The 17615-nt window shown below is 54.2% G+C and carries 35 protein-coding genes; 22 read left to right on the top strand and 13 right to left on the bottom strand.

The window, feature by feature from the left end:
• Positions 1-97 precede the first annotated feature (97 nt).
• The 13 genes from WBK19_RS10520 to WBK19_RS10460 form a co-directional block, all read right to left on the bottom strand.
• Positions 98-685: a recombination protein NinG gene (locus WBK19_RS10520; RefSeq protein ID WP_511289472.1), complete on the bottom strand. Its 588-nt coding sequence runs from the start codon at positions 683-685 to the stop codon at positions 98-100.
• Entirely contained in the window at positions 685-1146 is a 462-nt protein-coding gene (locus WBK19_RS10515; RefSeq protein ID WP_511289470.1) for a hypothetical protein, read from the bottom strand. The genes WBK19_RS10520 and WBK19_RS10515 overlap by 1 nt, the downstream gene beginning before the upstream one ends.
• Entirely contained in the window at positions 1143-1406 is a 264-nt protein-coding gene (locus WBK19_RS10510; RefSeq protein ID WP_511289468.1) for a hypothetical protein, read from the bottom strand. The genes WBK19_RS10515 and WBK19_RS10510 overlap by 4 nt, the downstream gene beginning before the upstream one ends.
• A complete protein-coding gene (locus WBK19_RS10505) occupies positions 1403-2389 on the bottom strand; it encodes a DNA cytosine methyltransferase (RefSeq protein WP_511289466.1) in 987 nt (328 codons plus the stop codon). Before WBK19_RS10505 ends, WBK19_RS10510 begins: the two co-directional genes overlap by 4 nt.
• On the bottom strand, positions 2382-2636 hold the full coding sequence (locus tag WBK19_RS10500; protein WP_511289464.1) for a hypothetical protein: 255 nt from the start codon (positions 2634-2636) through the stop codon (positions 2382-2384). The genes WBK19_RS10505 and WBK19_RS10500 overlap by 8 nt, the downstream gene beginning before the upstream one ends.
• Positions 2633-3454, bottom strand: coding sequence for a hypothetical protein (locus tag WBK19_RS10495; RefSeq protein WP_511289462.1), 822 nt, complete (start codon positions 3452-3454; stop codon positions 2633-2635). Before WBK19_RS10495 ends, WBK19_RS10500 begins: the two co-directional genes overlap by 4 nt.
• A 39-nt stretch (positions 3455-3493) precedes the next feature.
• Positions 3494-3664 (bottom strand): hypothetical protein, encoded by a 171-nt coding sequence (locus WBK19_RS10490; RefSeq protein WP_511289460.1) that lies wholly within the window; start codon positions 3662-3664, stop codon positions 3494-3496.
• The gene (locus WBK19_RS10485; RefSeq protein ID WP_511289458.1) at positions 3661-4209 is read right to left on the bottom strand and encodes a hypothetical protein; all 549 of its coding nucleotides are present in this window, start codon (positions 4207-4209) and stop codon (positions 3661-3663) included. The genes WBK19_RS10490 and WBK19_RS10485 overlap by 4 nt, the downstream gene beginning before the upstream one ends.
• Positions 4206-4958, bottom strand: coding sequence for a phage replication initiator YdaU family protein (locus WBK19_RS10480; protein ID WP_511289456.1), 753 nt, complete (start codon positions 4956-4958; stop codon positions 4206-4208). Before WBK19_RS10480 ends, WBK19_RS10485 begins: the two co-directional genes overlap by 4 nt.
• Entirely contained in the window at positions 4958-5884 is a 927-nt protein-coding gene (locus WBK19_RS10475) for a DNA-methyltransferase (RefSeq protein ID WP_511289454.1), read from the bottom strand. Before WBK19_RS10475 ends, WBK19_RS10480 begins: the two co-directional genes overlap by 1 nt.
• The gene (locus tag WBK19_RS10470) at positions 5885-7258 is read right to left on the bottom strand and encodes a helicase-related protein (RefSeq protein ID WP_511289452.1); all 1374 of its coding nucleotides are present in this window, start codon (positions 7256-7258) and stop codon (positions 5885-5887) included.
• A 476-nt stretch (positions 7259-7734) separates the two neighbouring features.
• Positions 7735-8127 (bottom strand): hypothetical protein, encoded by a 393-nt coding sequence (locus tag WBK19_RS10465; RefSeq protein WP_511289450.1) that lies wholly within the window; start codon positions 8125-8127, stop codon positions 7735-7737.
• A gap of 116 nt (positions 8128-8243) precedes the next feature.
• Positions 8244-8501: a transcriptional regulator gene (locus WBK19_RS10460; protein ID WP_511289448.1), complete on the bottom strand. Its 258-nt coding sequence runs from the start codon at positions 8499-8501 to the stop codon at positions 8244-8246.
• Between the two features lie 71 nt (positions 8502-8572).
• Here WBK19_RS10460 and WBK19_RS10455 point away from each other — a divergent pair, with 71 nt between their 5' ends.
• The 22 genes from WBK19_RS10455 to WBK19_RS10350 all read left to right on the top strand — a co-directional run bounded on the left by WBK19_RS10455 (position 8573) and on the right by WBK19_RS10350 (position 17614).
• Positions 8573-8995, top strand: coding sequence for a hypothetical protein (locus WBK19_RS10455; RefSeq protein ID WP_511289446.1), 423 nt, complete (start codon positions 8573-8575; stop codon positions 8993-8995).
• 72 nt (positions 8996-9067) lie between these two features.
• Positions 9068-9754 (top strand): hypothetical protein, encoded by a 687-nt coding sequence (locus tag WBK19_RS10450; RefSeq protein WP_511289444.1) that lies wholly within the window; start codon positions 9068-9070, stop codon positions 9752-9754.
• A gap of 195 nt (positions 9755-9949) precedes the next feature.
• Positions 9950-10180, top strand: coding sequence for a hypothetical protein (locus WBK19_RS10445; RefSeq protein ID WP_511289442.1), 231 nt, complete (start codon positions 9950-9952; stop codon positions 10178-10180).
• 396 nt (positions 10181-10576) lie between these two features.
• Positions 10577-10738, top strand: a complete 162-nt coding sequence (locus tag WBK19_RS10440) for a hypothetical protein (protein WP_511289440.1) — start codon at positions 10577-10579, stop codon at positions 10736-10738.
• A gap of 2 nt (positions 10739-10740) precedes the next feature.
• A complete protein-coding gene (locus tag WBK19_RS10435; RefSeq protein WP_511289438.1) occupies positions 10741-11049 on the top strand; it encodes a hypothetical protein in 309 nt (102 codons plus the stop codon).
• A complete protein-coding gene (locus tag WBK19_RS10430; protein WP_511289436.1) occupies positions 11046-11219 on the top strand; it encodes a hypothetical protein in 174 nt (57 codons plus the stop codon). The genes WBK19_RS10435 and WBK19_RS10430 overlap by 4 nt, the downstream gene beginning before the upstream one ends.
• The gene (locus WBK19_RS10425) at positions 11216-11809 is read left to right on the top strand and encodes an ERF family protein (RefSeq protein WP_511289434.1); all 594 of its coding nucleotides are present in this window, start codon (positions 11216-11218) and stop codon (positions 11807-11809) included. The genes WBK19_RS10430 and WBK19_RS10425 overlap by 4 nt, the downstream gene beginning before the upstream one ends.
• A gap of 2 nt (positions 11810-11811) precedes the next feature.
• The gene (locus tag WBK19_RS10420; protein ID WP_511289432.1) at positions 11812-12042 is read left to right on the top strand and encodes a hypothetical protein; all 231 of its coding nucleotides are present in this window, start codon (positions 11812-11814) and stop codon (positions 12040-12042) included.
• A 14-nt stretch (positions 12043-12056) separates the two neighbouring features.
• Positions 12057-12782 (top strand): 3'-5' exonuclease family protein, encoded by a 726-nt coding sequence (locus WBK19_RS10415; RefSeq protein WP_511289430.1) that lies wholly within the window; start codon positions 12057-12059, stop codon positions 12780-12782.
• Positions 12783-12784: 2 nt separating this feature from the next.
• Positions 12785-12967, top strand: coding sequence for a hypothetical protein (locus WBK19_RS10410; RefSeq protein WP_511289428.1), 183 nt, complete (start codon positions 12785-12787; stop codon positions 12965-12967).
• Position 12968: 1 nt separating this feature from the next.
• Positions 12969-13307 (top strand): GNAT family N-acetyltransferase, encoded by a 339-nt coding sequence (locus tag WBK19_RS10405; RefSeq protein WP_511289426.1) that lies wholly within the window; start codon positions 12969-12971, stop codon positions 13305-13307.
• Positions 13304-13534, top strand: a complete 231-nt coding sequence (locus WBK19_RS10400) for a hypothetical protein (protein WP_511289424.1) — start codon at positions 13304-13306, stop codon at positions 13532-13534. The genes WBK19_RS10405 and WBK19_RS10400 overlap by 4 nt, the downstream gene beginning before the upstream one ends.
• On the top strand, positions 13534-13884 hold the full coding sequence (locus tag WBK19_RS10395) for a hypothetical protein (RefSeq protein ID WP_511289422.1): 351 nt from the start codon (positions 13534-13536) through the stop codon (positions 13882-13884). The genes WBK19_RS10400 and WBK19_RS10395 overlap by 1 nt, the downstream gene beginning before the upstream one ends.
• A complete protein-coding gene (locus tag WBK19_RS10390; protein ID WP_511289420.1) occupies positions 13881-14282 on the top strand; it encodes a hypothetical protein in 402 nt (133 codons plus the stop codon). Before WBK19_RS10395 ends, WBK19_RS10390 begins: the two co-directional genes overlap by 4 nt.
• A complete protein-coding gene (locus WBK19_RS10385; RefSeq protein WP_511289418.1) occupies positions 14279-14647 on the top strand; it encodes a hypothetical protein in 369 nt (122 codons plus the stop codon). The genes WBK19_RS10390 and WBK19_RS10385 overlap by 4 nt, the downstream gene beginning before the upstream one ends.
• The gene (locus tag WBK19_RS10380; RefSeq protein ID WP_511289417.1) at positions 14640-15125 is read left to right on the top strand and encodes a hypothetical protein; all 486 of its coding nucleotides are present in this window, start codon (positions 14640-14642) and stop codon (positions 15123-15125) included. The genes WBK19_RS10385 and WBK19_RS10380 overlap by 8 nt, the downstream gene beginning before the upstream one ends.
• A complete protein-coding gene (locus WBK19_RS10375) occupies positions 15122-15313 on the top strand; it encodes a helix-turn-helix transcriptional regulator (protein ID WP_511289416.1) in 192 nt (63 codons plus the stop codon). The genes WBK19_RS10380 and WBK19_RS10375 overlap by 4 nt, the downstream gene beginning before the upstream one ends.
• An 83-nt stretch (positions 15314-15396) precedes the next feature.
• Positions 15397-15639 (top strand): hypothetical protein, encoded by a 243-nt coding sequence (locus tag WBK19_RS10370; RefSeq protein WP_511289414.1) that lies wholly within the window; start codon positions 15397-15399, stop codon positions 15637-15639.
• Between the two features lie 113 nt (positions 15640-15752).
• Entirely contained in the window at positions 15753-16055 is a 303-nt protein-coding gene (locus WBK19_RS10365) for a hypothetical protein (RefSeq protein WP_511289412.1), read from the top strand.
• A 91-nt stretch (positions 16056-16146) separates the two neighbouring features.
• A complete protein-coding gene (locus WBK19_RS10360) occupies positions 16147-16353 on the top strand; it encodes a hypothetical protein (RefSeq protein WP_511289410.1) in 207 nt (68 codons plus the stop codon).
• A 137-nt stretch (positions 16354-16490) separates the two neighbouring features.
• Positions 16491-17138 carry a hypothetical protein gene (locus WBK19_RS10355; RefSeq protein ID WP_511289408.1) on the top strand — a complete coding sequence of 216 codons (648 nt, stop codon included), beginning with the start codon at positions 16491-16493 and terminating at the stop codon, positions 17136-17138.
• A complete protein-coding gene (locus WBK19_RS10350) occupies positions 17135-17614 on the top strand; it encodes a hypothetical protein (RefSeq protein WP_511289406.1) in 480 nt (159 codons plus the stop codon). The genes WBK19_RS10355 and WBK19_RS10350 overlap by 4 nt, the downstream gene beginning before the upstream one ends.
• The last annotated feature ends 1 nt before the right edge of the window (position 17615 follow it).

Here is a 17615-nt window from a genome sequence, read left to right as displayed (position 1 = left end):
AAGTAATCGCCTATGAACTCAAGCGCGATGATCGTCGTGGCCATCATTGCGCGAGTTGCGCGGGCGATATGCCAGGGGATTTGTATCGATGGCCTGATCATTTCTTTAGCTCCTTGAGTAGTTTCTTGTAGCGGTCGGCGATCTGCTTGTAATCGTCGGCGGAAAGGTTGCGCGGCATCTGGTCAGCCATCAGCGCGTCGTATGCTTCTTGCCCGATGCGGCCGGGTAGTTTTGCGTTGTAGCCATCAGGATTTCCGGTCAGCCTGTCATTGCAGTACTTGCACTGGCCATGAACGTTGCGCTCGTCGAATTCAAGATGCTTGGCGCTTCCTACTGACCGGCGGTGGCCGGCGTCGTAGTCGCCTCCGACTTTCCCGGTCTTGATCAGGATCGTGTCGCAGGAAATGCACTCTTTTCCTTCGTCGCGGGTTCTGACCCAAAGATGAAACCAACGCTTGGCGATCTTCCACCAGTAGCTTTTGGGTTCCATGTCGAGCAACTTGGCCTTGATAACCTTGCGATCCTCGGCCTTGGCTACTCGCTCGGCCTGTGCGCGCTTCTTGCGCTGGCTGGCGATGTTTTTCTCGGCGTGCTTTGCCTGGCACTCAATGGAGTTGCAGACGCGGCCGGGCTGCATTGGGCGGGCTGGCTTGTATAGTGTTGAGCAGTGGCGGCAGCGGGGCATTATTCCGACACCATGCTTTCAGCCATCTCGGCGATCTGGTCTTCGGTAAGGCTCGGCCAGTAGCGTTCGGCAACAGTTCTACAGATGCCGCGCGCGGCCTGGCAATATTCGCCCTCGTCCATCGACTCGAACGATAGGCTGCGCGGTATCAACTGGATGACCATCCCGTAGTTCGCCACGCTGATACCGATTTCCTCGCAGGCGACTTTTCCTTCGATCTGCAAGCGCTTGATGGCTTGATGCGCGTCGAGCCCGGAGAAGGCTTCGATGTTCGCCACGACCAACTGCCCGATACGATGAACCAGGCGGTTGAACTTTGGATTGCGCGGCTTGACCAACTCGGCGGCCAGAAGATCATTGACGGCATACCCACGCTCTCTGAGTTTCGATGCGGCGTAGCTGTCGGCAGGGACCAGCATCCCTTTTTGAACGCGAAGGTAGATCCGTTCGCGCTTGCTCATTCCGTCACCTCATACGCCACGCCGGGAACCCATAGCCCCTGCGATTCAAGATAGTCACGATCCGTCGTTCTCGGGCATCCGTCGCACTTGCGGTCCAGTGCGCGGCGGTCGAATCGGCATAGACGGGTAGCGTCGTATTGCTGGCATTCGTAGGGATCGTCTGGCTTCGGATCTGGCTTCGTACTGTCCAGTAGCGCATCGATGAACTGAAGCCGGTCTTTGATGCGGTCGCGCTCTTTGGTTAGGTAGTGGGCGTTCATGCTGCAATTTCCATAAACGACTCTATAAACGTTTTCGCCTCGATGGCATTGATTGCATTGCCGTAACCGCGCAATCGCACCACTCTGGCGGGAGCCCCATGAGCCAGCGGGAATGTGCCGGGTTCAACTGGCCTCCACTTTCCATCCCGGCAGTAGAGCCAATCAGCATCTCGCCAGTGGCCGTTAGTCGGGCCGGTCCCGTCAATGTGGCGAGCTGCGTCAAGCTGCTCCCCGTCATGTTCGGTGTCATCGTCCCGCCGCGCTCCCCGTCCGATGCAGACGGAGTTGTCCACCCCGATAACGCCACGATCTGATTCAATGGCCGTCCCGTATCCCATGGCCGCGAATCCTTCGCGCCGCGAGACGCATCCTGAACCGTGCATGTCGGCCAACCCGCCATCCACGCCACCCGTCCGAGCAAAGCATTCAACGGCACGTTGTCGCATTGCTTTCCGTCCTTCCAGTCCCGAGTTGTAGCCGTTGGCCACCCAGTAAGTCCGGTCTCGGATGTGCGGAGCGCCGACGCTCGCAGACGGGAACGCGACCGCCCCGAAGGCGTAATCCAGGCCTTCCATGTCATCTTGTACAAGGTCGATCCAAGCATCTGCGTCTTTGCTTGCAACTTGCTCACCAGTGACGCATTCAGGTCTGCACTCTTTGATGAGGTGATGGAACGCCGGCCATAGGTGCCGCTCGTCAGCAAACGCAAGTCCGTCGCCTGCCTGGCTGAAAGGTTGGCAAGGACAGGAACCGGTCCAAACAGGTCTGTCGTCTGACCATCCGGCGCGGCGAAGGGCATATGACCAAACGCCGATGCCGGCAAAGAAGTGGCATTGCGTGTATCCGCGGAGTTCGCTTGGGAGTACATCGAGAATATTCCTTTCATCAACATCGCCATCGGCGATGTGCCCAGCCTTGATCAGTTCGCGCAGCCATGCCGCGGCGTTCTTGTCGAATTCGTTGTAGTAGGCAGGTTTAGTCATGCCACCTCCCTACGCTTTGCCCATTCCTTGCGGCAGTCGGCGCGGGTTTGTCGGCTGATTCCTTGCCGCGCTTCTTCTCGACTTCCGCGAAGAATGGTTTAGGATCGCCGTCCGGAAAGTAACGATTAACGATGGTGATTACCTCGAAGCGGTGTAACTCGTCCGCAGTCGTGGTGATTCCATCGGCCATCTGGATAGCCTGGCGCTCGTCTTTGGCTTCTTCGATTGATGCGAATAGGTCGTTCATGCAACCAACTCCATTTGAACGGGCTGCGAATCCCATCTATCTGTTGAGTTCCGTTGTTCAATTCGGTCAGCCATTACGATTGCGCGAACATCCTTAGAAGCTGGGGAATATGTACCTTTCCACTTTTGGTCTATCCCGATATTCCGGCCTATATTTGTGCTGTCGGCAGATGCAAATGGAAACCGGGTAAAAACATCAGGATCGAGCATGCGCAATCCGTGAATCTTGCAGTTTGGGCGGCCTTGCTTGTCGCACATTGCGGTCATAACCTGATTCATGCGGTTCCACCACTTTGGTGTTCCGATTTCTGCGTATTCTCCTGAAGAACCAATACACACGCGGTCCCATGCACGGGACAAATATGCGGCATGTTCAAGAGGTTCGTGGATGTGGAACACTGGCGCACCAACGGATAATCCGCGACTCCCGAACCGCTGAAGGAAACGGGCGATAAGCCTTGTTTGGTCATTCAATTCCCCATCAATAACGTCCGGAATTACGATGAAATCGCACGACGGAAGGTATGAAATTTCCTCTGCCCAATCGAAAAACTCGTCCCAATCTGGAGTTTTCCCGCTTTTCCATGCCGTGAAAGCTCCGTTATCTATGGCGAACGATTGGCAGCACTCAACAGCGATTCCCAGCTGATCTGGATGCGCAAAAGAAACAAATGCGTGCCGTTTGTTTATTGCAGCGTATGCCGATGACGCAGGAGTAATAGGAAGTCCGTGATACTTAATCATGATTTTTCTTCCAGCACTTCCAGCACCAATAAGACGGATATGGAACGATAAAATAAAGCAATTCAGATTGCTCACCGCATTTGCAGCAAGGTTGATTGAAAGGAGGCTTTTTGTTCATGCGCGCCTCGCAGATTCAGCGGTGAAATAATTTACTTTGTTATCCTTGAACAGCGCGATTGCCTTGGCTTCGATTTCGCTGTTTGCATTTACCTCGACGCGCATCTTCCGTGCGTTCTGCGCCGCGTTCGTGGTCTGCTTGCGCTTTAGGGTGACGATGTATTTCATGCTTTCACCCACTGGCAACCATCCCAACGCTTGATCAACGCGCCGGTTGAACTTGCGATTCCATCCGTTACTAGCCGATCAAACACAGCAGCCAGCGCGGGGAATCGGTTAGCGTGTTTCTTAGCGTCATAGACTGCGTTCAGCGCAACTTGTGACTTGGGGCGCTTTGCCCATAGCAGACCGTCGAACTCTTTCTGCTTTACCGCTGCCGTTGCCTTGTGCGACATTTCACGATGACGGGCTTTGTCTTCAGCGGTCGGCGTGTATTCAAGTTGCGGGGCTTGCTTTACAGGAGCGCGGCGGCAAATGTCGCGGAACTCCAAAGCGTTAGGAGCGTGATCAACTGGAAGATGGTCCAATGCGTAAGCAATGGCTTCCGGCTTGTCGTTAAAGTTGCCAAGCTCTTCTGCCCAGGTTTCCTTTGCATTGGCGATGCCAACATCAACGCCATCAACAACAACTGAAAACTTAGACTTGAACTGCGCCCCGTAGATGCCAAGCATCCGGTTGAATATTCGATCAATCCAATTTGCTGGCAGGCTCATGAAACCACCTCGCCAACGATCAGGCGCGGCTCAGTTTCCTTCCTTGTGTCACCAAAGAGAGCGCGGCCAGTTGCCTCTTGATTGATCTGGTACTGCGTTTTTGCAGGAGCCTGATAGCCGACTGATTCAGCAACCCATTCAGCCTTGAATCCAGTCCAGCCACGCTGACAGCACATAGCCAAAGCGTCTGACAGAGCGATACGGGCCTTTGCAGCCTCGGACTTGATTCCGTCGATAACGGTTAGCGTTACCGTTGCCTTCTTTGCCTTGCGGTGCGCAAGCCAGTCAGCAGCAATCGAATCATCAACACTCAAGCTGACAAGATGCGCTTGCGCATCGAAGCGCGGAGCGCGACTAGTCTTTTGTTCTTTCTTTTCTTCTGTATCTGTATCTGTTCTGTTCTGTATCTGCGGCGTTACTGTAACGTTACACACTTCTTTTTGCTTCGCCCGATACTTTGCAACCCTTGGTGCGCTTGAGTCTGAGGCGAATTGGCGCTTATCCCAAGCAACCGGATTATTGCTTTCATCGATCAGATTTTTGTCGATAAAAACAGACTTTGTTTCTGCCCACTCTTCGTTACTGATACGGAGTTGAAACGTTACATCGTCATCATGTAACGTTACTTCGCCGTTACTGCAACGAATACAAAGAAGCATGATGAAACGACGTTGTAACGCCTCGCTCATGCGCTGTATTTTTGGATCATGGGCGAACTCTGAATAGAGACGCAGCCATTGATTTGCCATTACGCGGCCTCGCTTTCAAACAAAGCGCCCTGGTTGGCTTTGGCCGATCCGATGTTCTTCACGGCCTGATCGAAGTAGGATTTCTTCAGCTCAGATCCAGCGAACTTTCGGCCCATTCGGATAGCCTGGTATCCAGTCGAACCGACACCAGAGAATGGGTCGAAAACAACATCGCCTGGATTGCTCCAAAGCTGGATGGCGCGTTCAATCAGATCAAGTGCCATCGGGCATACATGGCGCTCGTCGTCGTTGTCGCGGGCGGCCTTGGCGTTGAGCGTGTTGCTGAAATTTATATCCATCCATACCGGGCTGGCGTAACGCCTCCAACGCTCATGCGATAGCGTTCCATGCGTCGGCGGGTTCTCGCCGGCAAACTCTGTCAGGCCGTCAATGTGCGCGACTGGCTCCGAGTTTTCTCCATCCTTGCGGAATGCCAGAAGGTATTGAGGGATGCCGGCCCGGCTGCGGGTCGAATCCTTGCAAAGCTGCTTATGCATCAGGCCGAGTGCCTTTGTTCGGGTCGCCTCGATCAGCGGGTCTTTCCATGCGCAATGCTCAGAGTGAAAAATGAATCCTTGGCGCTGGAAGGCCCGGATAACATCGCCCCGGAAATCCTTGAGCCCGATGTATCCATCACGCTCTTTCATGGCCGGAATATTCATCACGTCGACACATACGATGCGCCCCGGCTTGGTGGCGCGATGCAGGCCGGCGATCAGGTAATCAAAATGTTCGTAGAACTGCTTGTCGTTCGCGCTGTTGCCCATGTCGCGGTCGCTGTTGCTGTAGGTGTAGAGCGATGCATAGGGCGGCGAGAAGATAGACAGGTGAAGCGAGTTTTCCGGCAGGGAATTGACGACTTCAACGCAATCGCCATTGACCAGAGTCCAGTTATCGCCAGATGCTTGATTGAGTACGGTGGTCATTTATGCAGCCTCCAGCCAGGAAGGAATTTGAACGGGGATTGATGGGGCGTATTCGCTCTTGTTGCGAACCGTCTGGCCGTGAAGTGCAGCGGCGTTCAAGTCCTTCATGTGCTCGATCATGTTGTTGTAGGTTTCCTCGGCTTCGCGCTCTTTGCGCTTGATGTTGGAAACCACGGCGCCCTCTGTCTCGGCGGTGATCACATGGACATTGACCGGGCGAGTCTGACCAAAGCGCCAGCATCGGCGAATGGACTGGTAAAGCTGCTCGTAGGAGTCGGACAGGCCGACATAGGCCATGTCAGCGCAATGCTGGAAATTCAGGCCAAGTCCCATGATCTTCGGCTTGGAAACCAGAACCCGGATTGATCCATCCAAGAATCCGGCGATGGCCTTTTCCTTGTGTTCGTCGGTATCGGAACCGCACACCTCGACTGCGCCAGGAATAGCCAGCTTCAACGCCTCGGATTCGCTGTTCAGGTTGCACCAGACGAGGAATGGTTCATTGCTGGCATTCACGATGTCGGCGCAAGCTCTGACGCGATCCTCGATTGAGTCGCGCCGAGCCTGTTGGCGCTCTTGCAATGTCTGAGCCTCGACCGCAAACAGAAAGCCAGTTGTCGGCGCAGAAACCGATACGCATTGCTCGTGCATGTGAAGCGGTGGCAGCGTGAATCCTTCGTCGCTATAGCCAAGGTCTGACGGCTTGCGGATCATCACGGCCCATGAAGCCATCCATGACCAGAACGCGGCCTGCGCATGGCCCTTAACGCGCCATTTAGACGTATCTCCACCGTCATGCGTGAAGTACATGGCGAGCATTTCGCCGCGAGTCATCACGCCCAGGAATTCGGCTTGCGTGCCAAGTTCCATCACATCGTTAGGGGCTGGCGTGGCAGAAGAACACAGCCGGAACGGCGTATCCTTGAATGCCTCAATCATCCATGTGCTGTACGCGCCGGATTGATTCTTCAGGATGCTGGATTCATCCAGAGCGACAGCGCCGAACTGCTCGATATGGAAGTTTTCCAGCCGCTCGTAATTCGTAACCGTGATGCGCTTGGTGATGCCTGCTTGATCCTTGGCATAGGCCAGGTCAATACCGAACTTGGCAGATTCACGAACGAACTGGTGCGCGACGGCCAGCGGTGCGGCGATGATGCACTCATGCGGCTGCCGGGTCGCCCACTCCATCTGCATCGGACCTTTGCCAAGCCCGCAGTCAGCGAAGATTGCAGCACGCCCACGATGCAATGCCCACTTCACCATGTCGGCCTGGTGCTGGTGTAGCATCGGGTTGAGCGCAGGAACAACAGACAGCCCGGTTGCCGGGTCGCTTGTTGCCTTGCGCTTGATAAAATCAAGATACTTTGTCATACTCAACTCCATGAGATTCACCGCCCACGGACCCTGCAAGGTCGCCAACGTGGGCATTTTTTTGGCCTTGGCTAGCCGATTCATCACTTGCTACCGCACCCATGGCACTTGAACGCGCCGCGCTTGTTGAATGACCCAGTGCGAGTCGTGCGCCGCTTTCCACAACCGCAGCACAGCGTCAGCGCCGGTATCGTATTGACGCCAAGCATTCCATGCTTCTCGGTGTTTTCACGGAAAGCGGCATGGCTGACTGGCGTTGATGGGTGGTAGAAGTCGGTCATTCGTCGCACCCGTCGAGCATGGCGCTTACGCCAACGACCAGCATCACGACGCCGAACGCTAGTAGCGCGATTGCTGCGTAGATCATTGGCCGTAACCTGCATGGATTACGCGGCCAAGGAACAGGCCGATACACAGCGACGCGAAGCACCACAGGAAAATGATTTCGCTGATTGAGAAGTCGAAGAAGTTGTTCATTACGCTTTCTCCTGTACGAGTGTTTTCACAAGGTCCATAAAGTCGGGAAGCTCGCGCATCAGCTTTTGCATGGCCGCCTGCTTGAGCATTTGCTGGTCTGCGAGGTACTTGGCGGCCAGGTATAAAATCGGCGTCTTGTCGCCCGTCTTTTCGACGAACGACTCCAAGTCATCGAGGGTGAATCGGCGCGAGTCGTTTTCGTTCTGCGCCAGCTTTCTCGATAGGTCAGATTCGGAAAGGTCCATCTCTCCGGCGATCCATTTGAGATTCCGTTTTGGCAGGCTGTAGGCGCATTGGCGGACGCAACTGAGTGCCGAAGAATGGCGCTCCACAAGGGACGGCTCGAAATCGAGCGTCATCTGCTGGCCGTCGTTATTGAGGCGTGCATTCATCACGGTCTCCAGCTACCGGAAAGAGCCGGAATAAATGTTTCCGGTACTTTCCTGTATGAAATTTGGCGAAAAAAAAGAGACTGCCTGCATCGCAACGAACGGAGTTCATAGACATGTCAGGCAGCCTTAGAAGAAACAGGAACAGGGAATTCGTCTGTGACGAGTTCGGGCCAGATCAAATGCCAGTCGTCCGGGCGAAGGTCACGGCGGGTTACTTGGCCAGACGTGGAAAGCTCAATAGCTGGGCATCGTTCAACCGGAACTGGTCTCAAACCGGACATCCATTGATTGACCGCGCCTGGTGTTACCCCGACAAAATCCGCCAATGCTTTTTGGCTTCCGACAATTTCACAGGATTTTTGAATAGCGTTCATGCGACAAACTATAGCAACGCTACAGACCATTTGCAAGCCATGCTACAGATTATTTTCGGCAGCATCGCTATATGACTACCTGGACCAAGGAACAAGAGGGCGAAGAGCTACGAAAGCGATTCGAAATCCTCAAAAAAGAACGCGGCATATCCCGCGCAGAATTTGCTCGCACATGGAAGTTAAAAGGCGGCGATTCGATGATCAACCAGCACATCACAGCCCATAGACCAATGAATATGGATGCGGCTGTGATTTATGCCAAGGGTTTTGGCTGCGACCTCAAGGACATCAGCCAGCGCCTTGCGCTTGAAGCTGCCGAATCGGCGTCAGTTCTTCATATCAAGACAAAAACTGTGCGCGAGTCGCGTATCGATTCAATAATTTTTTTACTGAATGAAACTGACGATTTCGGTCTTGTTGCAATGCTTGAGAAAGCAAAGGATGTGGCGCGCGACTACCCGCTAGCGAAGCAAACGCAATCATCATCAGGCTGACGGATTATCGCAGACCGAACGTATGACCAATAGCTTATGATGGAGAGGTAAAAATTCACGGGAACTGAAATTATGATGATGCTGAAAATTCTGATATTTTTCTTCGTAGCCGCGCAATCGTTGTGCCACGCCGACGACTTGTCAATTTCCATGCTTCGAACGCCAGAGCCGATCAAGTACCGCATGGAAAGCTCAATGGCTGGCGGCTTTCTATGGATGGTTTCGGCTGCGCGAAACAGCTCAATGAGCGAACGCCTGAGCGATGTACTGGTCAGATCAAACCTGCGCCTGAATGAAGAGCTAGGCGGCCAGGTGTCGGCCATATTAAAAACGAACGGAATCGCTGTTACCCCGGTCCTGGCGGCAATCAATCCGGTGAAACCTTGGGATGTGAAATATTCGAAGATTGGACAAGGGGAGCCGATCCTGCACATCTATCTCGAGAAGGTGGGCATTCAGTCAAGACCAGAAAGCTCAACATATCGACCGTTCGCGCATGTTGTTTATTGCCTATACTTGCCAGCGAAAACAGACGATTGCGCCTATGGAGACCGGGCCTATTACGGGGAAGGCTACAAGATAGAGGATTACTTGGTATATCCGGCAGACGAGGCATATCAGTGGGCTGATCAGGATGATGCAATGCGCCGCATCGATAATGTCGCCGAGGCTTTGCACAAAGCAATAGCAAAAATGGCCCAGGGAATTGCGGCGGCAATCGTGGCAAACATCGAAGAAGCGAAGATCTCATCAAAGTAGGAAACCAATAACCAACAACCAACCGCCCCAGGGCGGTTTTTTTACGCCAAAAAATCAACCGTTAAAAATTTATCAATAATCTGTAGCAACGCTATTGACTCTGTAATGTAGCGTTGCTATATTTCATCCAACGCAGCGAAAACACCGCAGCGAATCAGGAAGTAGCACAGAGCAGCACCAACCAAGGAGAACGAGATGACAAATCACGTAAGCATTCAAGAATTCATCGAAGAAGGCCGCATGGCCGTACTCAACGCCCTTGATGAGTTTGTTCGTGACCAGCTTTGCCACACAAAGTCTCAAGGATGGAAAGACAGCGAATTGCCCGCTCTATTCAATGGTCTTGATGCGCATCTTAGGGCTGTAGCTACCCGCATAAATAAAGGCAACGAGCCGGGGTCGGTGAATCTATTTGTCGACATGTGAAAAGTCTCCACCACCAAGGCCAATAAGCGCCTTGTTAGTGAAGATTTAGCAACACCGCTCTTTAGCCCTAGTGGCACCCATCCGCAGACCATCGCGGACCGGTACAAATTGGAAGTATGACAACGCGGCAGATATACGCCTGATTCGAGTTAGCAAGCCAATGCTGACGGTTCCCAAGTGGATTAGCGAAGAGGAAGGCGAGCCGAGCGATTCGAAAGAGTCGCCACATCGCAGGACATTGGCCGGTTCTTGGAACATCCGGTGTGTAAATCCAGTGTCCTGCGCTGTGAAAACCGACCGACAGCGCATAGCGGATCAGGCCGAAATAGCGGCACATCGACAGCAGCAATGCGGGATAGCTGGACACGGACATCCAGCACGAACAAGGAGGAAATCATGACCTTTTACTCTCGCTACCGTCGCCAGCCAGTGAGCGACAACATCCGCGCCGTTATCTGCGCAATCGTGGTCTGCATTGGATGGGCAGTCGTCAGCGAAATGGATTATCAGGACGCCGTTTCAGTTGCTCAAACGCCTTGCTTGTACCGGGGGAAATGATCGTGACAAAAGAACAATCCGACCGCGCCTATGCCATGGCCGAATCGTGGGCCAACGACCCCGAGCGCCTCTACGCCATGCTCTCCTGCCGGATTCTGCCGGAAGAGTTGAAGCAGATTTGCGGCCACCTCTCCGAAGCATTCACTGCCCTGACTGATTTCACTGTCAGCAATGAGCGCACTGTTCGGGAAGCATCGACGGCCATTTCCATGATTCACGGCGTCATCGTTGAGCGGCTTCTGTTGCCGACCGCAGAACAGCTTTTGTTCAACGAGCAGAACATGGTTTGGGCCGAGCGGAGAGCAGCATGAACCACGAACAACAGCACGAAATGCTAGTTGAAATCCTCGGCAAGCTGATTGACGTACTCAGCGCAGACGAGCTTTCGCTAGTGGCCTATCACCTGGGCATCAAGATCAGCGAGTTTTACCCGGTATCGGATGCTGATCTGTTCAACGAACAAGAGAGGTTAGCCGCATGAAACAAATTTCCGCAGCACTGGTAAAGGCGCAAAAGGCTTTCGGGCCTGCGCTCAAGTCCAGCACGAACCCGCACTTCAAAAGCCGTTACGCTGATCTATCGGCCTGCGTTGAAGCTGTTATCGAAGGTCTGAACGATAACGGAATAATGCTCATGCAGCCGTGCCACGAAAGCGAAAGCGGCGTTACCGTAGAAACGCTGTTCATCCATAAATCAGGCGAACAAATGAGCGCCGGAAAGCTGCACGTTCCAGCCGCGAAGAATGATCCGCAGGGTTATGGATCGGCACTAACATACGCCCGTCGCTATAGCTTGATGGCTGCATGTGGGATCGCCCCAGAGGATGACGACGGAAACGCAGGCAGCAAGCCGGCACCGAAACGCGAACCAGTAACGCTTACCGATAACACGGTTGCCGACTTTCTGACGACGATCAGCGACGCCAAAGACATGGATGCGCTCAAGAAGGCATTTAGCGTTGCGTACAAGGCCGCAGAGCATGTTTCCGACGCCAAGGCACAGGCCAAGTTTGAGCAGGCCAAGGACCAGCGCAAAACGGCCATTCAAAACGAAATCACATCACAGGCTTAATCATGGCAAACATCAAATACGAACTCGCAACAAAAGTAACCAGCAGCAACGGCAAAGAACGCTGGCACAAGATGGGCGTTGTCTTTGAAAACGACAAAGGCCCGTTCGACGTTATCGACAGCATCCCCGTTGGATTCACCGGAATGGTGAGCATGTTCGAGCCGAAAGAGCGCGACGGACAGAAACAAGCCCCGGCCAAGAAGCAAGACCTTGGCGACGACGTACCCTGGTAATCGGAGAAAACAAAATGCCCCTAGTCTATTTGGATATTGAGACAATCCCTTCCTCGGACCCAGCAGTAATCGCCGAAATCGCCGCCAACATCAAGCCGCCAGCCAACTACAGCAAGCCGGAAACCATCGCCAAGTGGATGGACGAGAACAAGGAACAGGCCGTTAAAGAAGCCGTGCATAAAACCGGATTCTCTGGCCTGTACGGTTCAATTGCCTGCATCTGCTACGCGCTGGACGATGGCGAAGTGTTCAGCGTTAGCGTTGATACGGCACCGTCAGAGGCTTCCATGCTGGCGAACTTCTACGACCACCTGACCACGCTGACCAGCATCGAAGCGCATCACGGAATGGTTATGTCTACCGTTACGTTCGTCGGTCACAACTTGATCGGCTTTGATCTGCCGTTCATCAAGCACCGCAGCATCATCAATGGAGTTCGCCCTCCCGTCTCGTTGCTCAAGGCATTCGATGCAAAGCTGTGGAGCAGCGAAGTCGCCGACACCATGCTTATGTGGTCAAGCGACAAGGAAAAACGCGCCAGCATGGACAAGCTATGCAAGGCATTTGGCATTCCTGGCAAGGGCGATTTCGACGGATCAATGGTTGCAGCAACGTGGCCAGTTGATCCGGTGAAAGTCATTTCGTACTGCGCCGACGATGTACGCCGCACCCGCGAAATGTACAAGCGCCTCACGTTCCAGTTTGAACCGATGGCCCTGGCGTTCAAGAAGGCGGCTTGATCATGAATGTCAAGCAACTACGCGAGGCGCTTGAGGATGCGCCAGATCACTGGCCTGTGCATGTTGCTTCAGCTTCAACGCACGAACATGGAGGCGGCGCAGACATTGATTTTCTGTTTGTGACGGAATGCGAACAAGACAACTTCCCGACGCAGGGAAACATGGTTGTTATCAGGACCGAATGAAATGGGTTCCGCGACCATCCGCACCGAACACGGCGAATACAGCTATTCAACCATGCCGACCAACCGCGCCGTGGCCATGTGCTACCGCTTCAAGGTATTCCAGAAATACCAAGGGCAGGGCCACGGCCACGCGCTCAAGGCTCATCAAATGAAGACGCTGGCTGATGCCGGCATTCGCTTCGTGATGTGCAGCACTCGGGCGGACAACTACCGGATGGCGCGGGTTCTTGAGCGGGCGGGCTGGGTCCGCGCTAGTTCGGTATTCCTGTCGCCGCATACCGGCAATTTGACGCAAGCCTGGCAGTGCCACATTTCACACGAACAAGGGATTAACCAATGATCAAATTCAGCCTGTTGGAGAAATCAACGCCATGCCCGTCGTCGGGAAACTGCCATCGATTCGAACCGGACCCGGCCGGCGATTGCACGCTGGGCCATGAGCGCGAGGCCGGATCAAGTGCCTGCGACAGCATTGCGTGGATGGTGCCACCTGTTTCGACGTTTGATCCCGATGCGATTGCAAAGGCGTTCGGGGTTGATGCGCGGACGCTTGAGGATGTTGAGTGATGCCTGACAAAATGTTTCAGTACGATTTCGACCAACTGGCGCGATATGAAAACGGGCGGACTCCGGTTTTGCTGACAGAAGAGCAATATCGCCGCGCTCGCGCTTGCGTGAATGCCTGCGTCGGTATCAGCACGGACCGACTAGAGGATCTTGGCAAGCCTCTGATGAATCACCTGTTCGGCGCCGATGAACATGCAGCGAATCTAGTGAAGCAGCGCGACGAACTGCTGGCCGCGTCTGCATCTGTTGCTGAACTTTGCGACCTGCATTGCCGATGGGACAGGCGGTTCGATGATGCTCTGGATGCGCTTGATTCTGCCATCGCCAGCGCGAAAGGCTCCGCATCATGAGCCAATACCTTATCGCCCACATCGGGCATTCAACAAAATGGGTAGAACATGTTTGCTGGTGGAATCCGGATAGCAAAGGCTACACGTATTGCATCAACAAGGCTGGGCTCTACGACGAAGCAGAGGCGCGCGATATATGCCGAAGCGGACTGTGCATTGCCGTCACAAAGCAAGTTGCAATTGATATTTCTCGCGGCACTCCATACTACCGGCGTTCGAATGGTGAGCTTGCCCGTCTTTACGACGGCGGCGAACTTGTGGTTGTTCCGAATAGTAAGGATGCGTGGAGAACATTGCTTGCATGGCGTTTAAACACCGACACAAAGACCGAAAACCCAACGCCGATAGGTGTAAAGGCAAGGGCTATCTATTTACCAAATGAATTGGTGACAGCATGAGCATAATCGCCACAATCCTATCCGGATCAAAGCCAAGCATTCCCGGCATCTCAACTATCTATCGCGTCGAGCAGTACCGCGATAAGCCGAGATTTGAAGCGGAAGCCGCACGACTTAAGCCGGCCCGCCCTGCTTTCGTCCCGAAGTGCTTTGACCACATGCTGAACAAGAAGGTGGCCAATCAACTAGCCATAGAGGACTGCCTTCGAAACGGGGTAAATACGCAAATGGGCATCCACCTTGCGACCAAAATCAGCCAGGCAACAATTTGCCTGCGCCTGGCAGAAATGGTCTATAGCAAAGAGGCAAGCGTGGATAAATCACAAAGGCCGTGGACTTATCGGATGGTTGGCGATCATGAGTAAGTACATCAAAAACCTGCAGCCAAAGGAAAGGGCGCGTTACCTCGCATCCTGCGACCGATTCAAGGCTGAGAAGCAGAAGCCGCCCACACGCACCCAGGCCAAAGCATGGCTTGCCCCGATCCGGAAATCCTTTGTCGAAATGCTGTCCGGCGAGGTCGACGCGCACCGTGGCTACGCCATCACGCGGATTCACTACGCGGACAATGATTTTGCCCGCATCGATCACGCCATCAATGGATTCGTTGCGCTGATTGAGCGCCTCATGCCTGACTTCGATATTTCGGCCATTCGCAAAATCAGCAAGAAGCTGGAAGCCGGAATCCTGCTCGAAGCCAGCGAAGTCCACGATGCGCTGGCGCTGCTCAAACGCTGTGAAGACAGGCTGATCAAGTTCAGGCGCTTTGAACTGGTCGACGCGGCCAATGTAGAAATGGTGGCCATAGAACTGGAACGACTTGGACTTAAGGACGCAGCATGAACTTCGACAATCTCCCCGACACCGCGCACATAACGATCAAGGTCGTTTGCACGATTCTCGGCGTATCGCCTTCTACCGTGTGGCGCATGGTTCGCGCCGGTAAGTTGGCCGAACCGGTCAAGCTGTCCGTGCGCTGCACTCGCTGGAAAGCTGGGCAGGTACGGCAGGCTGCGGGGATTTTTAAATAACGCCTGAGATAACCCGACGGCCGTCAGGCCGGTCGCCTCGATGAACCAGTTGTGCGGCAACGGTAACTACGGAGAGCAAAACGATGGACGGTGACGACATTAAGTGGCGAAACGAGAGCATGCCTCATTTCCCGAAGAGCATGCCGCTTTGGCAGCGCGTGATGTGCCTGCTCGGCTACCACAAGGCCGAGACGCGGCAAAGCGCCAAGGGGCACTGCTACGGGCTCCAGACGGACGAAGGCGAGCGGCGCGGCATCTTCGGAATACACGACGAGAAGCCGATGAAGCTGCGCGATCAGTGCGGCCGATGCGGGACGCTGCTTTGACGCACAACGCACTAGCTCAGGGGCCGGGCGGCTCTTCGCCCGGTCCCGCTGGAGCGACGGGTTCGGCGGCAGATTGAACGGAGGAAGAAATGCCAATACGGCCAGAAAACAGAGTGCGCTACCCGAAAGACTGGAAGCAGATTGCGGCCAGCATTCGGGAGCGCGCAGGCAACAAATGCGAGGGAAGCCCCGATTTTCCGGACTGCAAAGCAGAGAACGGACAGCCGCACCCGGAAACAGGAAGCCGAGTTGTGTTGACCGTAGCGCACCTTGACCACACGCCGGAGAACTGCGAACCGGAAAACCTGCGTGCAATGTGCCAGCGGTGTCACCTGAACTACGACAAGCACCACCACGCAAAAACGGCCTACGCAACGAAGAAGGCCAGAGCGCAAACGATGGACCTATTTGCATGACGCCGAACGCTGGCAGTAACGGGCCGAGCGGCGTAGCCGCGAAGGTCCGCGTTGACTGAAATGTTGGGCGGCAAATTACGGAGGAATGCGCATGGCAACGATAAAGCTGAAAGGACCGGGATTGAATGACTGGTTCGCCGAGCAACTGGTGAAAGACCACGGCCCGGAAGGTGCGCGGGCGAAGTGCTGCGGCCCTGCGCTAGCGGCGGTAGAGCGGGTGATTGCCCGCATGGAAGCGGCCGAGGAAGAGCGCCAATTTGCTCATGCCGAGGCAGAGATTCAAACGGGTGGTTTTTGACGCACAACTAGTAGTAGACGACAAAACTGTCGCCTAATCCGTGAAATGTCCAATATTCCAGACTAGGCGACAGCGGAAACCGTTGCAGCTCAGCGATCTACGAAGGTTGCTCAATATTTGAACAAAGGAAACCGGACATGAACAAGATAGACGAAATCGCGCTGCGGGTTGCAGACGAAGTATTCACTGGAAACTGCGAAGACAATACCGAGATATTGCAATTCGCCCACACCCTACTCGCAGAACTGAGCAAGGATGCGGAGCCGGTCGGTTACGTTGCACACGGATCGACGGTAACTCCGTCAGAGCGATCATTTGCTGATTGCTCAATTATCACAAAAGAAGATGCTGAAGAATATATGCCAGAGTGCATTACGGCTATCTTCACCCACCCCGCTCCCGTCATTTCGAGTAAGCGGAAGCCGGTTTGGCAGCCTATCGACACCGCACCGAGAGATAACAAACGACTTTTGTATCTTGCACGCTTTGGTGAGTCAGGAAACCTCCGTGAGCTTGACTTTGATGGTGTGTGGGAGTACTGGCAGGAAAGTTACGAAATGCCCCACATCAATGGCTTGGCGTGGTTCAGTGCATCAGGAATAGAGGAGCCTACGCACTGGGCGTTTCAAGACGAGCAACTACCTTTCACCAGCCCACCCAACACCGCAGACATTGAGCAGCGAGTTGCGGAGGCTATTGCGAAGCTAAGTAGAAACTGGTCAGCAGTTGGCGGCAACAGAATTGCTGATGAGATTGACGATGGCAAATGGAGGGAATACCTGTGAGCCCAGAACTGAAAGCGAGGATTCTGAAAACGCGTTACCAGCCCACCACGGTTGGAAACATGATGATTGACCCGGAAGGTGGATATTGCTCATTCGAGGCTGTTGAGATACTCCGCTTTGAAATCGAAGCCCTGAAACAACAAGTCGAGCAAGGCAAGCGGGATGCTGTGCCGACCACGGCGGCACTCGATGTTCTGGCCGAGAGGTATCGCCAGAAGTCAGTGGAAGGCTGGACAAATGACCACGACGACCAGCACATCGCCGGGGAAATAGCTGTGGCGGCCGGATGTTATGTGCTATCTGGGTCTGGGAAATGGCCGAAAGAAGCCCTTTGGAACATCTGGCCAAAGCCTAATTGGTCGCTTACTTGGTTCAAGCCTAAAACCAAACGCCAAGACCTCGTTAGGGCCGGCGCGTTGATCTTGGCAGAGATTGAACGGATCGACCGCGCAGCAGCACCGAAACAGGAGAAGTGAG

The sequence above is a fragment of the Azonexus sp. genome (genome assembly GCF_049652925.1).
Taxonomy (GTDB): domain Bacteria; phylum Pseudomonadota; class Gammaproteobacteria; order Burkholderiales; family Rhodocyclaceae; genus Azonexus.
The sequence above is the reverse complement of the archived record's forward strand: the minus strand, read 5'-3'. Positions and strand labels throughout refer to the sequence as shown.